Genomic DNA, 15277 nt, shown 5'->3' with positions numbered 1-15277 from the left:
TTTATGGAGAATTTTGTAATTACCATTGCGAGACAGTATGGAAGCGGCGGACGTACCGTCGGTAAGATGCTGGCAGAGAAACTGGGAGTTTCTTTCTATGACAAGCAGATCATTCAGATGGCTTCTGATGAGAGCGGGATTGATGTGAAGCTTTTTGGACAGGTGGAGGAAGGCTCCAGTGTGAAGGCATCTCTGTTTAATAAGACAGGGTTATATAAAGGAGATCTGATCGCACCGGATCAGAAGGGATTCGTTTCTGATGAGAATATTTTTAATTATCAGGCGAAGATTGCAACGGATCTGGCAGAGAAGGAATCCTGTGTGATTGTTGGGCGTTGTGTGAATTATGTGTTTAAGGACAGACCGAATACTTTGAGAGTGTTTGTTCATGCACCCTGGGAGTTTCGTGTGGAGAAGTCCAGAGAGAAGATCAGCGGCAGTGATGAGGAGATTGAGAAGTTTCTTCGCAGGGATGATAAGAGAAAGCAGGATTATTATCGTAAATTTGCCGGTGGGGACTGGAGTGATGCGACGAATTATGATCTGTGTCTGAATGCAGGAAAGCTTGGATTTGAGAAATGTGTGGATGCGATTTTGGCGCAGATGAACGTTATGGGAATTAAATGATGAAAAGGGCAGTCTCTCTTTGGAGGCTGCCCTTTTTGGGATTAAGACTGGGATTTGATTTTGTTCTGGTATTCTTTTAGGGTTTTTTCGTAGCCCATTTCTGAGAGTTCGTAGAAGTGTTCTCCCTGGATTTCGGTGGGGAGGTATTGTTGGTGTACGTAGTGGTTTGGGTAGTCGTGGGCGTATTTGTAGCCGATGCCGTGGCCCAGTTTTTCGTGGCCGCCGTAGTGGGCGTCCTGGAGATGGGGCGGGACTGTGGTTTTTGTGCGTTTGACGGAGTCCATGGCAGCGAAGATGGCGTTGACTGCGGAGTTGCTTTTGGGGGCGCAGGCCATGTAGGTGACTGCCTGGGAGAGGATGATCTGGGACTCGGGCATTCCTACGCGTTCTACTGCCTGGGCTGCGGCGACTGCTACGCAGAGGGCCTGTGGATCGGCGTTTCCGATGTCTTCGGAGGCGAGGATCATGATTCTTCGGGCTATGAATTTGACGTCTTCTCCGGCGTAGAGCATTTTTGCAAGGTAGTAGACTGCTGCGTCAGGGTCTGAGCCACGCATGCTTTTGATGAAGGCGGAGATGATGTCATAGTGGTTGTCTCCGTTTTTGTCGTAGCGGACGACGCGTTTCTGGATGCACTGAGATGCCACATCCAGGGTGATGTGGATGAGACCGTCTTCGCTACGTGGGGTAGTGAGGATGCCCAGTTCGATGGCATTGAGGGCATTTCTGGCGTCGCCGCCTGCCATGTCTGCAAGGAAGTCGAGGGCGTCTTCATCTATCCGGGCTTTATAGTTTCCCATTCCTTTTGTTTTGTCGTTGACTGCGCGAAGGATGAGTTCTTTGACTTCGGAGATCTCCAGGGATTTCAGTTCGAAGATGATGGAACGGGAGATTAAAGCAGCGTTGACTTCGAAGTATGGATTCTCTGTTGTGGCACCGATGAGGATGATGGTTCCGTCTTCTACGAATGGGAGGAGATAGTCCTGCTGGCCTTTGTTGAAGCGGTGGATCTCGTCTATGAAGAGGATTGTTTTTTTGCCGTACATACCCAGGTTTTGCTGGGCTTCTTTTACAACTGCTTCCATATCTTTTTTGCCTGCTACAGTGGCGTTGATCTGGGTGAATTCTGCACTGGTAGTGTTGGCGATTACTTTTGCCAGGGTGGTCTTGCCGGTTCCGGGAGGGCCGTAGAAGATGACGGAGGTCAGTTTGTCAGCTTTGATAGCCCTGTATAATAAGGTGTTTTTTCCGATGATGTGTTGCTGCCCTACAACTTCATCCAGAGTTGTGGGGCGTAGTCTGGATGCCAGAGGGGATTCCTGGTCCAGGGTTTTTGATTTGGCGTATTCAAATAAATCCATAGTTTTTTCTCCATAGAATATGATGATAAAACAGTCACATTTCATTTCGTGTTTATAGTAACATAAAGCATTTCTGACAAATTATAGCAAGTCTCTTAATCAATATACATTATTTACGAGGAGTGTTATAGAACGTATATTTGTTTTAGTATAACGTATCCCTGTTTTTTTGTAAAGATTAGGAAATAAAAAGGAAGAGCATTATAAGAGCTCTTCCATTATTTTTCCGTATATTTCTTGGTAATGTGTGGACCATTTTTTGCAGATCGACTGTGCTGCCTCAAGGTTAGGAGCTGCGATGTTCAGGTCGATGAGGGAGTTGCCCTTTTCGATGAGCTGGCATCTTACAGAATAGGTTCCCTGTTTGGTGATGTAATAATCGGCAGGAGTGACGATTCGCTCCTGGGCTTTGAAGCCGGTGGATTTCAGGTATTCCCTGACTTCCTGTTTGATCTCAGGAGAGAGATCTTTCTGGAAAAAGGAGAGAGTCTTTATGCCATCTTCGGTAATCCGGTAATGGGAGACATTGGAACGGGTGTCCATGGTGATCAGTTCTGCTTCTACCAGTTCTGAGATTGCCTGCTGGAGATGGAAATAGTTTGTATATTCCCGGTCCAGGATAAATTCCGAAATCTGCGAATTTGTCAGGGTATTTTCGGTATTCTGAAGCATGTATAATACGATTAATTTGTAAACTGTGAATGGTGTTGCCATTTTATCCCTCCTTTGCATAGAGTAGCAGAGAATCTTTTAGTGCGAAAACAGTCTTCCCTGGTAGCTTTGTTCTTCTTTCATCCTGTGATGCAGCATATTTAATACCTCACGTTTACGGCTTGCCCACAGTGGTGCGATCAGCAGATCTTTGGGGCCGTCGCCTGTGATGCGATGTATAACCATATCCGGTCTGAGATGTTCCAGACAGTTTATAAGGAGAGAGATGTATTCATCCCGTTCGTAAGTTTGAAACAGTCCTTTCTCGTAATCTGCTGCCAGATCAGTGCCGCGAAGCACATGAAGTAACTGCAGTTTGATTCCCTGAATATCCATATGGTTGAGGTATTTCATAGTTTCCAGAATATCTGCTGTGTTTTCACCGGGCAATCCGAGGATTGTATGCACGATTACTTCGATATTTTCTTTTCGCAGGCGTTTTACGGCATCATCAAAAACGCAGAGAGGATATCCCCTTCGGATATACCTGGCAGTGGACTCATGGATCGTCTGAAGTCCAAGTTCAATCCAGACAGGTTTCTGTTTATTTAACCGGGACAAAAGTGTCACGATTTCAGGACTGAGGCAGTCTGGTCTGGTGCCGATGGAAAGAGCAACTATCTTTGGATGAGAGATTGCTTCTGTAAAAATTTTCTCCAGATATTCCACAGGTGCGTAGGTATTTGTGTACGCCTGGAAATAGGCAATATATTTATGAATCGGACGTTTCTGTGAAAGGATACTGATCTGGCTTTCTATCTGGTCAGTGATGGAAAGTGCGGCATCTGCAGCGAAATCTCCGCTTCCTCCTGCGCTGCAGAAGATGCAGCCGCGGGTTCCAATCTTACCGTCCCTGTTGGGACAGGACATGCCGCCATTTAGCGTGACCTTATAAACCTTTTCTCCAAACCGCTCTCTCAGCATATAGTCCAGAGAGTGGTATGGTTTCTCTCCCCATTTGGTCATACTGTGTGATCATTTTCTGCTGATGAAGTTTCAGCAGAGTTTCCGTTCTGAAGGTCTGTATCCTGGGTATCTGCATCTGCCGGAATATAATTATCAAAAATCTTTACCAGAAAATGTCCGTTGATAAATGCCTCCAGTGCAAATCCAAACATGCACAGAAGCATGATGGCCATGGACTGTATGCGGAAACTTTTGATAAAAAACACGCCTGCAGGTAACAGAGTGATGACTGCCATCAGGACTGTATACGGAAGATGACGGATAGCCATCAGGAATGCATTGCGGAAGGTGTTTTTGATGGAGTTGTAGAATTTGGCAAGCACCGGATAAATATACAGAAATACCATCATATAAAGGATACCAAATGCAAAGAAAACGATATACAGTACCTGAGACATTGTTCCGTCGATATTGCCTACAATACGCAGATCCATGTAAAGGATAGCTGCAACTGCAAGCATGATAAGATTGATGACAGTTGCCTGTTTGAAGTTCTGCTTAAAGGATTTGAAGAAGCTTCTGATAATATAAGATTCTTCGTTACGTGCCATTTTCAGTGTGACATAGTGGAGTGCAGTCAGTGACGCACCAATAGTCACGATTGGCAGACAACAGATCAGAAAGACCACATTAAGCATAATAAGATCAGCCACGCGTCCCATGACGGTGAAGAATTTGTTGTCCATGTTAAATAGTCTGTCCATTCGTTTAATTACTCCTTTTGTATATAATGATGTACAGCATACTCTGCGGATAATCCTGCTACAGAGAAATCTGTACAAGCTTTGTATAACAGTATAACGAATCAGGCAGGAAAAAGCAAATCTTTTATGTGAGCAGGAGCTGGTCTGCAGTGACAAAAACATAGCCTTTTTCAGTAAAAAGATCAGCGATTTTCAGGGCTGCATCCACAGATGTCTGATAGCCGTCATGCATTAGGATGATAGAACCGTCATGAACCTGTGTCTGGGCGATAGACAGGATAGAATCGATGTTTTTGCTTTTCCAGTCCAGGGTATCTACATCCCAGAATACGGGAAGCATGGTGACAGAAAGTTCCATATCCTTGATCCATGCGCCGAAAGGCGGTCGTACATAAGAAGGGTAAATTCCGGAAGCTTCATAGATTCTGTTATTTGTTTTTTCAATTTCCAGTCTGGCTTTCTCCGCCGGTATCTTGTCAAGCTGTACATGATCCCAGGTGTGATTTCCGATAAGATGTCCGTCTTTTCGCATTTGCAGGAGTATGTCTTCGTTTCCTTCAATGTTCTCGCCTATCAGAAAGAAAGATGCCCGGATGTTTCTTTTTTTTAATCCATCCAGAAGTATGGGGGTATACCGGGCATTAGGACCGTCATCAAAGGTCAGTGCGATTCTGGGAGGTTCTTCGACGGGAAGCCCGGCGGTGGTGTCAGTTGAAAAATTCTCAGAAGCTGTAGCTTTTGCAGATGTCTGTTTTACAAGGGAAAGCATACCGGGACCTGCCAGTGAAGTAAGGAACTGTGTGCGTTTGTCAGCAGAAGAAAAGAGCAGGAAAAAAATCATGCATAATATTTCAAAAAATATTAAAGTCCGCTTCATGAAAAGATACTCCTCATAAAAATATCCCTCTGACTCCGGAACACAGGGTGTGAATATCTGTGTCAGAATGAAAGAGACAGCAGGTGGCAGATGTAATCATTACAGTATATGAAAAAAAGAAAGCAATTCATACCGATTTATTGTATAATAGATTCTGCAAAATATAGAAGAAAGAATTTACGGAGATTGAGATGAAAAAGAAACGGACAAAACTGCTGGTTTTCTTTGCACTGGCAGGAATTTTAGTGCTTTTTTATATGATAGGAGAGTCTTATTGTGAGGGACTGTCCGGGGGGAGTAGTCTGAAAGAGAAGAATGAAGTTATGTGTAGATATAAATACGATATGATCGTAGACAGTCCGAATTCTTCTTTCTGGCAGGCTGTTTATGACTGTGCGCAGGAATATGCACAGAAGAGCGATGGAATCCTGGAACTGAGAGGTAGCGGTAAAGAGAGTGATTACAGCAAGCTAGATTATATGAATATGAGTATTGCTTCAAATTCAGATGGGATTATCCTGCAGTACAGTGGGGAGCAGGGACTGGAAGAGAAGATAAATGAGGCTGTTCAGAAAGGAATTCCGGTTGTTACTGTAATGGGAGATGCAGTTCACAGCAAGCGTCAGAGTTTCGTGGGTGTCAGTGATTATCAGCTTGGAAGTGTCTATGGCGAAAAGGTAGCGGAATATGTGACTGAGGATACGGAAAGTATTCTTATTCTGTTGAAGAAAAATATTGATGATATGAACCAGAGCCAGATATATACACAGATTAGCAACGCAGTCCAGGCAAAGGCGGGTCCTTCGCAAAATATCCAGATAACAGGAAAAAATCTTCGCTTAACAGGGACCTTTGAGACAGAAGAAGCGGTAACAGATATTTTTCAGCAGAGAGATAAAGTACCGGATATTCTTGTGTGCATGGATGAGGAAACTACAGAATGCGCACGTCAGGCAGTACTGGACTTTAATCTTGCAGGAAAGGTTACGATCATAGGATATTACAGTTCCGAAGATATTCTTACAGCAGTGGAAAAGGGAGTAATCTCTGTTACCTGTGATGTGGATACAGAGCAGCTTGGCAGATACAGTATAGAAGCTCTGACAGCATATCAGAAGGATGGAAGGACCAATTCCTATTATAATGTAGATATTAATTTCCTGGACAAAAATGCAGTACGGGAAATGAGAAGGAAGGGGGTGTCCGGATGAAGCAGCTGCGCTGGAAAGATTTTTCACTGGTCAGTAAAATCGTTATAGAGGTGGGTATGATCGCAGTCCTTCTTTTTGCCATGAATATGCTTTTTTATGTGCGGATCAATAATTCCATGCAAAAGATGGATAATGTTTATGCCAGTAATGCAGAGCTTACCGAACTTTCACAGGTATTTGAGAAAGTACAGGATAATATGTATAAGTATCTTAAGGTTAAGAGTTCTCAGACACTTCTTGATTATTATCAGAATGAGGCAAAATACAGAAATGAACTTGAGAAACTTAATGAAGATAATATTAATGATCCCGTAAAGATTCTGGAACGGAATATCCGGAAAATGTCGGAAACATATCTGGACTGTACTGCGGAAACGGTAGCTGCCAAACGAGGAAGGAACGTTGAGCAGTATAAGCGTAAATATGATGATGCAACAAAGCTTTACAGATATATCCAGTCATCTATTGACGAACTGAATAACCTGATGTTTCAGGAGAACTCCAGTACTTATGCAGTACTTCGTGCAGTGATGAGATATCTGGAGATAAGCAATTCAGTTATTATGATCATAATTGTAGCCGGTGGAATGCTTCTGCTCATCCAGGCCACCAGAAATATGTTTGTTCCCCTTTCCAATATGGCAGAGACAGCACAACTGGTAGGTCAGGGAAATTTCCATGTAAAGATGCACGATACAGATGCACAGGATGAACTGGGAACAGTAACCAGAGCGTTTAATACAATGGTAGAGAATCTTGATCTGTATATGGCAAGGACAAAAGCAAGTATGGAGAAAGAGCAGCAGATGATGGAGAGGGAGCTTCTTATGGAAAATCATCTGAAAGAAGCACAGCTGAAATATCTTCAGTCACAGATCAATCCGCACTTTCTGTTTAATTCCCTGAATGCAGGAGCACAGCTTGCAATGATGGAGGATGCAGAGCAGACCGGGATTTTTGTAGAGAAAATGGCGGATTTTTTTCGCTATAATGTAAAAAAAGGACAGGAAGACGCCACATTGGGAGAAGAACTGGAGGCTGTTGATAACTATATTTATATTCTGAATGTCCGGTTCGCCGGAGATATCCATTTCAGCAAGGAGGTGGATGAATCACTGGAGAATGTGCGTATGCCAAGTATGATTTTGCAGCCGGTTGTGGAAAATGCAGTCAATCATGGAATACGTGACATTGAATGGGAAGGAAAAATACATCTCACAGTTACAGGAGATGCAGATTATATACGTATCAGCGTGAAAGATAATGGAAAGGGAATGACGCAGGAACAGATAGAGGGTGTTCTGTCAGGAAACAGAGAGCACAGAAATGAAGAAGGTGATTCTACAGGAATCGGTATGAATAATGTGATCAGTCGTCTGGAACTTTATTATGAGGAATCAGGGCTTATGGAAATTAACAGTGAAGGTGAAGGAAAAGGTACGGAAACGGTGATCTATATACCTGTGCGGGAAAACTAAGAGAAGTGTTATGGGAGTGAGAGAAGATGTATAGAATTTTGTTGGCAGATGATGAAGGTATCATGCTGGAATCATTAAAGAAAATTATTGAAACTGAATATGGAAATGAATGTGAAATCCACTGTGCAAAGTCAGGCAGAGTTGTGGTGGAGATGGCACAGGCATATCCGCCGGATATCTGTTTTATGGATATCCAGATGCCGGGAATAAGCGGAATCCAGGCAATCAGGGAAATTCAGAAATTTAACAGCTCAGCAGTTTTTGTGATCATAACTGCATATGATAAGTTTAATTATGCAAAAGAAGCAGTGAACCTGGGAGTTCAGGAGTTTCTCACAAAGCCTGTAAATAAGAAAGTAATTCTGGAAACCTGCGCGAAGATGATGACAAAGGTAGATCAGATACGGCAGAAGAGAAGCGATGATCTCCTGATCAGAGAGAAACTGGAGACAGTGGTACCTATGATTGAGAGTGGATATATCAATAATATTCTTCTGCAGGATGATTTTGTTACTTATCAGGATAATTATACACAGCTTCTTGATATCCGTCAGAAATACGGTTATATGATGGTCATAGAATTTGGAGATTCTATGGAAAATGGGGTGCTCAGTAATGCAGTAGGTGCAAGTGTAAAGGCAAACAAATTTTATTCTACTTTTCGTGAAATCGCACAGGGATTCTTTGAATGCCTTGTAGGTCCTATTATGGGAAACAGGATCGTACTGCTTGTTCCTTATGAAAATGCGAAAGAAGATTACGAAGACAGAGTTGCAATTGTCACAAGAGCCAGAAATATGGTACATAAATTTGAAAACCGGATCGACAGTATGTTCCGCTGTGGAATCGGAAGAGTCAAAGAACTTGGAAGCGTGAAGGAATCTTTTAAGGAAGCGGTGGTCGCACTGAGAGAGAGCATCAGTCATGTAGTGCATATCGAGGATGTACCGGCGGCACAGAAATATGACGGGGAATATCCAAGAGACTTGGAAATCAGATATCAGAAGAGGATCCTTGAGAAGGATGCTGCGGGAGCGATGAACTGCGCAGAGGGATTTTTTGAATGGATGCACAGTCAGCAGGCCGTCACAAGAGAAGACATTGAGATTAAAATCCTGGAGATGGTGATGAATGCGGAACGCAGGGCATTCTTTGCAGGAACTTTGAAATATAATGTTAACAGCAGGAGAAGCTATATCCGGGAGCTTCAGTCCTGTACGGATATAGAAAATCTGAAGAAGTGGTTTCTGGATAAGACGAGAGAAATCTGTACGAAACTGGAGAATTCCAAGGAAAAAGAAGCTGGCAGTATTATTGACAGAGCAAAGGAATATATCAATGAAAATTTCCGCAGGGATATTTCTCTGGATGATGTTTCAAGAGAGGTAGATATTAGTCCGTATTATTTCAGTAAACTTTTTAAACAGGAAACAGGTAAGAACTTTATTGAATATCTTACAGAAATACGTCTGAAAAATGCCAGAGAACTTCTGCAGGATTCCAGACTTTCCATTAAGGAAATATGTGCACAGTCAGGATACAGTGATCCCAATTACTTCAGCAGGATTTTCAAGAAGTATGAAGGAGTTACGCCTAGTGAGTTCAGAGAGAGGTTAAGCTGATGAAATTATATAAGACAAAAAAGAATTGCGGAAAGCTGCTGCTTGGAATACTGGCATTTTGTACAGGGATGATACTGCTGACAGGATGTGGTTCCTCTTCAGAACAAAAACAGAATAAGAATGAAGAAACAGCAGAAGAGAATAAGGAAGAGGATAAGGTTCAGATCGGACTTACAGTGGATTCTTTTGTTATAGAAAGATGGATCCGCGACAGAGATGTATTTGTGGCGACTGCCAGAGAACTGGGAGCAGAGGTAAATGTGCAGGATGCAGGTGCAGATGTCAAAGAGCAGATCAGTCAGATTGAATACTTTATAAATAAGCAGGTGGATGTGATCGTTGTGATCGCAAGAGACTGTGGAGCACTTTCAGATGCCATACAGAAGGCACAGAGTGCGGGAATTCCGGTTATTTCCTATGACAGAATGGTCAATAATGCCAATACAGATTTGTACATTTCCTTTGATAACCGTAAGGTGGGTGAGATCATGGCACAGGCACTTGTCAATGCACTTCCTCAGGGAGGAGATGTCTTTATGATACAGGGATCCTCTTCAGATAATAATGTCCAGATGGTGAAACAGGGGTTTGATGATATGCTTGCAGACACAGATCTGCATGTGGTTTATGAAGCTAACTGTGATGGCTGGACAGCAGAACTGGCTGCCGGATATGTGGAGGAAGCCCTGGAAAAATATCCTCATGTTAAGGGAATTATGTGCGGAAATGATGACATTGCCAGTCAGGTCGTACAGGTACTGGCAGAGAATCAGCTTGCCGGAAATGTGGTTGTCGTAGGTCAGGATGGAGATCTTGCAGCCTGTCAGAGAATAGTAGAAGGAACACAGTATATGACTGCTTTTAAACCAATTGAAGATCTGGCAAGAAAAGCAGCGAAATATGCAGTGGAAATGGGTAGTGGAAAGGGAGTTGCAGAACTGGAAGATGTGACAGAAACAGTAAATGACGGAACTTATGAGATTCCTTCCTGCATCCTTGAACCAACTGCAGTGACAAAAGAGAATATAGATAAGGTGATCATTGAAGGAGGTTTCCACCGCAGAGATGAAGTTTATCTGAATGCGGATTACAGTTAAATAAAATATTCAGAGATTATCCGGCTGCTTTTACAGAGGTAAGAGTAAATCAGTATATAGCATTATCTTGCAACAAAAATGTCCTGTCCTGTGCAGGGCATTTTTTGTTTTTCTTAAAATGTCTTGTTTCTTGCCAACCATGTCCAGATTGCCCTGTGCTATAGTAACGTTATCAAGAAAACGTGAGAAACGTAAAAAGAAATGGAGGATTTTTACAATGAGAAAGAAAGTCGTATCTGCAATTCTTTGTGCATCAATGGTAGCTGGAATGGTAGTTATCCCGGGAGTAGCTGTTAAAGCGGATGACAAGAAACTGATCGGTGTTACAATGCCTACAAAAGATCTTCAGAGATGGAATCAGGATGGCGAGAACATGAAGAAAGAGCTGGAAGCAGCCGGCTATGAAGTAGACCTTCAGTATGCATCTAACGATGTAAGCACACAGGTTTCACAGCTTGAGAATCAGGTTGCAAACGGATGTGATCTTCTGGTTGTGGCATCTATCGACGGAAGCAGTCTTGGTGAGCCACTGAAACAGGCTAAAGAAGCAGGAATCCCGGTTATTTCTTATGACCGTCTGCTTATGAACTCAGATGCAGTTACTTATTATGCAACATTTGATAATTACAAGGTAGGTCAGAAACAGGGCGAATATTTAGTAGATGCACTTGATCTCGACAATCAGGACGGACCGTTTAATATTGAGCTGTTCACAGGTGATCCTGGTGACAATAACTGTAACTTCTTCTTCGGTGGAGCAATGGATGTACTTCAGAAATATATTGATGAAGGTAAGCTGGTAGTTAAATCCGGACAGACAGAATTTGAGCAGGTTGCAACTGCTAACTGGGACAGTGCAAAGGCTCAGGACAGAATGGATACAATTATCGCAGGTAACTACTCAGACGGTTCAAATCTTGATGCAGTTCTCTGCTCCAATGACTCTACAGCACTTGGCGTAGAAAATGCTCTTGCAGCTTCCTATACAGGAGAATATCCGATCATCACAGGTCAGGACTGTGATACACCAAATGTTAAGAACCTTGTAGCAGGAAAACAGGCTATGTCCGTATTCAAGGATACACGTGCTCTTGCAACAGCAGTTGTTGGAATGGTTGATTCCATCATGAAAGGTGAAGAACCGGAAGTTAATGATACAGAATCCTATGATAACGGCACAGGTGTTATCCCGACATACCTTTGCGATCCGGTTGTTGTCACTGTTGACAATTACAAAGAAATGCTGATCGATTCCGGATACTATACAGAAGATCAGATTCAGTAATAAAAATTGATCATACAGGCGGGAATACCACCCGCCTGTGTTAATCTATAGCAATCCCAGAAAATAATGTAATTCAGTATTTCCTGGGATTGCTATAGGGCTGCCCGTCGCAGGCATGATTTATAAAAGGGAGGGAAACAAAATTGGCTAAGATACTTCTGGAAATGAAAAATATTACCAAAACTTTCCCAGGTGTAAAAGCACTGGATAACGTTAATCTTCAGGTGGAAGAGGGCGAGATCCACGCTCTGGTCGGTGAAAATGGAGCCGGTAAATCTACCCTGATGAATGTATTAAGTGGTATTTATCCGTATGGAACATACGATGGTAATATTATTTATAACGGTGAAATCTGTAAATTCAATACAATTAAAGACAGTGAAGAAAAAGGAATTGTAATCATTCACCAGGAACTGGCGCTGATCCCATATATGACGATCGGTGAAAATATGTATCTGGGCAATGAAAGAGGAAGTTCATTATCTATTAACTGGAATGAAACTTACGGAGAAGCAGATAAATATCTGAAAATAGTAGGACTTGAAGAATCCTCCAGAACTTTGATTAAGGATATTGGTGTAGGTAAACAGCAGCTGGTAGAAATCGCCAAGGCACTGGCAAAAAATGCCAAGCTTCTGATCCTGGACGAGCCGACAGCATCTTTAAATGAGGATGATTCTCAGGCTCTGCTGGAATTGCTTCTGAAGTTCAAAAAACAGGGAATGACATCTATTATCATTTCCCATAAACTAAATGAAATTTCCTATGTTGCGGATAAGATTACAGTTATCCGTGATGGATCTACTATCGAGACTTTGGATAAGAAGAAAGATGACTTTTCCGAGCAGCGTATTATTCAGGGTATGGTAGGTCGTGAGATGACAGATCGATTCCCGAAACGTCCGGATGTAAAGATCGGGGATGTTTCCATGGAGGTTAAGAACTGGAATGTCTATCATCCGCTGTACTCAGAGCGAAAAGTAGTAGATAATGTATCATTTAAGGTGCATAAGGGAGAAGTAGTAGGTATCTCCGGACTTATGGGTGCAGGACGTACAGAGCTTGCAATGAGTATTTTTGGAAAAAGTTATGGAACTAAGATTTCCGGTCAGGTATTCATGAACGGAAAAGAAGTGAAGCTGAATACTGTACAGGAAGCAATCGATAACAAGCTTGCTTATGTTACAGAGGACAGAAAAGGAAATGGTCTGATACTTTCCAAATCCATTAAGATGAATACTTCTCTTGCAAATATGAAGGGAGTCAGTAATGGAAAGGTTATTGACGCAGATAAAGAATATGCGGTGGCAGAGGATTACAGAAAGAAGTTGAAAACAAAATGTCCGTCTGTCGAGCAGAATGTAGGCAACTTAAGTGGTGGTAACCAGCAGAAAGTCCTTCTTGCAAAATGGATGTTTACAGAACCGGATATTCTGATCCTGGATGAGCCTACCCGTGGTATTGACGTAGGTGCGAAATACGAAATTTACTGTATTATTAACGATCTGGTAGCAGCAGGAAAATCTGTTATCATGATTTCTTCTGAACTTCCGGAAGTACTTGGAATGTCAGACAGAATCTATATCATGAATGAGGGCAAGTTCGTAGGTGAGGTCGGCAAAGAAGAGGCCACATCAGAACTGATTATGTCCAAGATCGTAAAATCAGGAAAAGGAGCGTAAAAAAGATGGAAAAAAAGATTAGTTTTTCAGAGATATTAAAGAAATATACCATGGTGCTTGTTCTTGTTCTGGTAGTCATCATGTTTGCTGTAAATACAAAGGGGGTTATGCTTCTTCCTCAGAATGTGAATAACCTTGTAGCCCAGAATGCGTATGTATTTATCCTTGCAACAGGTATGTTGTTCTGTATTCTGACTGGTGGTAATATTGACCTTTCTGTTGGTTCTGTTGTATGTTTTGTAGCAGCAGTTGGCGGTAAGATGATGGTTCTCAACAGTATGAACCCATATCTTACAATGCTGGTTATGTTGCTTACAGGTATTGCCATCGGTGCATGGCAGGGATTCTGGATTGCATATGTAAGAATCCCACCGTTTATTGTAACTCTGGCTGGTATGCTTGCGTTCCGTGGTCTTTCAAACGTAGTTTTACAGGGACAGACACTGGCACCAATGCCTGATTCTTACCTGGCACTGTTTAACAATTATATTCCGGATCCATTTGGGAAAGAGGGATTTAATCTTATCTGTTTTGTAGTTGGTATTATTGTCTGTATTGTATATGTGTTGCTTGTTCTGAAGAATCGTGCAGATCGTGTGAAGAAAGGGTACAGTGTAGATGCTTTTGGTGGCGTTGCAGTTAAGATGATTCTGATCTGTGCAGTTGTTATTGCTTTTATGTTCCGTCTGGCTCAGTATAAAGGTATTCCGAATTCTTTGATCTGGGTAGCTGTGATTATTGCAATCTATACATATATTGCTTCCAAGACAACTACAGGACGTTATTTCTATGCAGTTGGCGGTAATGAGAAGGCTACAAAGCTTTCCGGTATTAATACAAATAAGGTTTATTTCCTTGCTTATCTGAATATGGGTCTTCTGGCTGCTATTGCAGGTATGGTTACTATGGCCCGTCTGAATTCTGCCAATCCTCAGGCAGGTACAAACTTTGAGATGGATGCTATCGGTGCTTGTTTTATTGGTGGTGCTTCTGCTTATGGCGGAACCGGTACAGTTCCGGGGGTTATCATTGGTGCATTGCTGATGGGTGTTCTGAACTTAGGTATGAGTATCATGGGTATTGACCAGAACCTGCAGAAGGTTGTTAAAGGTCTGGTTCTGCTGGCAGCGGTTATCTTTGATGTTGTTAGTAAGAGAAAATCTTTTATCGTAAAATAAAAATTGTATATTCATTCTTAAATGGAAATTTTTTGCAGGGCTTGCAGGGTGCAGGCCCTGTTTTTTTACCGAATCAAGTAAGTCTCCTGCTTTAATTGCGAATATCTGTTTGACTTGACAGGGGACGCGCAGAAAAATAGTGTGTTTGATGTGCGGTTTCGGCATCTAAGATATTCTAAGGCCAAGAAAATCTGCTAAAGGCATGAGCCGGCTTCTCAAACTCGCTCCGTCGCAGACTCCGCTCAGACAGTGATGCAGCCGGCTCATAACGCAGATTTTTTTGACCTAAGAATATCTTAGATACCTGCAAATGCACATCAAACACACTATTTTTCTGCGCTGGCTGCTGGCGATTTTTGGGGTATTGGATTGAGTAAAAATGGACGATAAAAATGGGTGGACGGAAAATTTGCTTGTGGAGGTAGAAGGATGGTCGTATAATGAGGGGGAATATTGTACGAAGTGAGGAGTGGGTTGT

General features: G+C 42.4%; 13 protein-coding genes. 8 read left to right on the top strand and 5 right to left on the bottom strand.

The window, feature by feature from the left end; genetic code table 11:
* Positions 1-3: 3 nt before the first annotated feature.
* A complete protein-coding gene (locus tag LI074_RS00160) occupies positions 4-627 on the top strand; it encodes a cytidylate kinase-like family protein (RefSeq protein ID WP_008706532.1) in 624 nt (207 codons plus the stop codon).
* A 41-nt stretch (positions 628-668) separates the two neighbouring features.
* Here the strand turns inward: LI074_RS00160 and LI074_RS00155 are convergent, their stop codons facing one another.
* The 5 genes from LI074_RS00155 to LI074_RS00135 form a co-directional block, all read right to left on the bottom strand.
* The gene (locus tag LI074_RS00155; protein WP_026648237.1) at positions 669-1988 is read right to left on the bottom strand and encodes a replication-associated recombination protein A; all 1320 of its coding nucleotides are present in this window, start codon (positions 1986-1988) and stop codon (positions 669-671) included.
* Positions 1989-2189: 201 nt separating this feature from the next.
* The gene (locus LI074_RS00150; protein ID WP_008706534.1) at positions 2190-2702 is read right to left on the bottom strand and encodes a DUF4364 family protein; all 513 of its coding nucleotides are present in this window, start codon (positions 2700-2702) and stop codon (positions 2190-2192) included.
* A gap of 36 nt (positions 2703-2738) precedes the next feature.
* Positions 2739-3665 (bottom strand): TIGR01212 family radical SAM protein, encoded by a 927-nt coding sequence (locus tag LI074_RS00145; RefSeq protein ID WP_173697569.1) that lies wholly within the window; start codon positions 3663-3665, stop codon positions 2739-2741.
* Entirely contained in the window at positions 3662-4369 is a 708-nt protein-coding gene (locus tag LI074_RS00140) for a YesL family protein (protein WP_020993606.1), read from the bottom strand. The genes LI074_RS00145 and LI074_RS00140 overlap by 4 nt, the downstream gene beginning before the upstream one ends.
* Before the next feature lie 124 nt (positions 4370-4493).
* Positions 4494-5246 carry a polysaccharide deacetylase family protein gene (locus LI074_RS00135; protein WP_243868746.1) on the bottom strand — a complete coding sequence of 251 codons (753 nt, stop codon included), beginning with the start codon at positions 5244-5246 and terminating at the stop codon, positions 4494-4496.
* A 191-nt stretch (positions 5247-5437) separates the two neighbouring features.
* Between LI074_RS00135 and LI074_RS00130 the strand changes: the two genes are divergently transcribed.
* The 7 genes from LI074_RS00130 (at position 5438) to mmsB (ending at position 14799) form a co-directional block, all read left to right on the top strand.
* Entirely contained in the window at positions 5438-6457 is a 1020-nt protein-coding gene (locus LI074_RS00130; protein WP_173697568.1) for a sugar ABC transporter substrate-binding protein, read from the top strand.
* Positions 6454-7935: a sensor histidine kinase gene (locus LI074_RS00125; protein WP_173697567.1), complete on the top strand. Its 1482-nt coding sequence runs from the start codon at positions 6454-6456 to the stop codon at positions 7933-7935. The genes LI074_RS00130 and LI074_RS00125 overlap by 4 nt, the downstream gene beginning before the upstream one ends.
* 26 nt (positions 7936-7961) lie before the next feature.
* On the top strand, positions 7962-9557 hold the full coding sequence (locus LI074_RS00120; protein ID WP_173697566.1) for a helix-turn-helix domain-containing protein: 1596 nt from the start codon (positions 7962-7964) through the stop codon (positions 9555-9557).
* A complete protein-coding gene (locus tag LI074_RS00115; RefSeq protein WP_020993603.1) occupies positions 9557-10654 on the top strand; it encodes a sugar ABC transporter substrate-binding protein in 1098 nt (365 codons plus the stop codon). The genes LI074_RS00120 and LI074_RS00115 overlap by 1 nt, the downstream gene beginning before the upstream one ends.
* A 268-nt stretch (positions 10655-10922) precedes the next feature.
* Positions 10923-11939 (top strand): multiple monosaccharide ABC transporter substrate-binding protein, encoded by a 1017-nt coding sequence (gene chvE / locus LI074_RS00110; protein WP_420314063.1) that lies wholly within the window; start codon positions 10923-10925, stop codon positions 11937-11939.
* Positions 11940-12082: 143 nt separating this feature from the next.
* Positions 12083-13621, top strand: a complete 1539-nt coding sequence (gene mmsA / locus LI074_RS00105; RefSeq protein ID WP_025578092.1) for a multiple monosaccharide ABC transporter ATP-binding protein — start codon at positions 12083-12085, stop codon at positions 13619-13621.
* 5 nt (positions 13622-13626) lie between these two features.
* Positions 13627-14799, top strand: a complete 1173-nt coding sequence (gene mmsB / locus LI074_RS00100) for a multiple monosaccharide ABC transporter permease (protein ID WP_025578094.1) — start codon at positions 13627-13629, stop codon at positions 14797-14799.
* Positions 14800-15277: the final 478 nt, after the last annotated feature.

The organism is Blautia sp. MSK18_10, assembly GCF_020553185.1.
Taxonomy (GTDB): domain Bacteria; phylum Bacillota; class Clostridia; order Lachnospirales; family Lachnospiraceae; genus Blautia_A; species Blautia_A wexlerae.
The sequence above is the reverse complement of the archived record's forward strand: the minus strand, read 5'-3'. Positions and strand labels throughout refer to the sequence as shown.

Excerpts from the sequence above, each read along its gene's own strand:
- LI074_RS00125 (WP_173697567.1), top strand. The coding sequence starts at position 6,454 with ATGAAGCAGCTGCGCTGGAAAGATTTTTCACTGGTCAGTAAAATCGTT.
- LI074_RS00150 (WP_008706534.1), bottom strand. The coding sequence starts at position 2,702 with ATGGCAACACCATTCACAGTTTACAAATTAATCGTATTATACATGCTT.
- LI074_RS00115 (WP_020993603.1), top strand. The coding sequence starts at position 9,557 with ATGAAATTATATAAGACAAAAAAGAATTGCGGAAAGCTGCTGCTTGGA.
- LI074_RS00160 (WP_008706532.1), top strand. The coding sequence starts at position 4 with ATGGAGAATTTTGTAATTACCATTGCGAGACAGTATGGAAGCGGCGGA.
- LI074_RS00120 (WP_173697566.1), top strand. The coding sequence starts at position 7,962 with ATGTATAGAATTTTGTTGGCAGATGATGAAGGTATCATGCTGGAATCA.
- LI074_RS00145 (WP_173697569.1), bottom strand. The coding sequence starts at position 3,665 with ATGACCAAATGGGGAGAGAAACCATACCACTCTCTGGACTATATGCTG.
- LI074_RS00140 (WP_020993606.1), bottom strand. The coding sequence starts at position 4,369 with ATGGACAGACTATTTAACATGGACAACAAATTCTTCACCGTCATGGGA.
- chvE (WP_420314063.1), top strand. The coding sequence starts at position 10,923 with ATGGTAGTTATCCCGGGAGTAGCTGTTAAAGCGGATGACAAGAAACTG.
- LI074_RS00155 (WP_026648237.1), bottom strand. The coding sequence starts at position 1,988 with ATGGATTTATTTGAATACGCCAAATCAAAAACCCTGGACCAGGAATCC.
- LI074_RS00130 (WP_173697568.1), top strand. The coding sequence starts at position 5,438 with ATGAAAAAGAAACGGACAAAACTGCTGGTTTTCTTTGCACTGGCAGGA.
- LI074_RS00135 (WP_243868746.1), bottom strand. The coding sequence starts at position 5,246 with ATGAAGCGGACTTTAATATTTTTTGAAATATTATGCATGATTTTTTTC.
- mmsB (WP_025578094.1), top strand. The coding sequence starts at position 13,627 with ATGGAAAAAAAGATTAGTTTTTCAGAGATATTAAAGAAATATACCATG.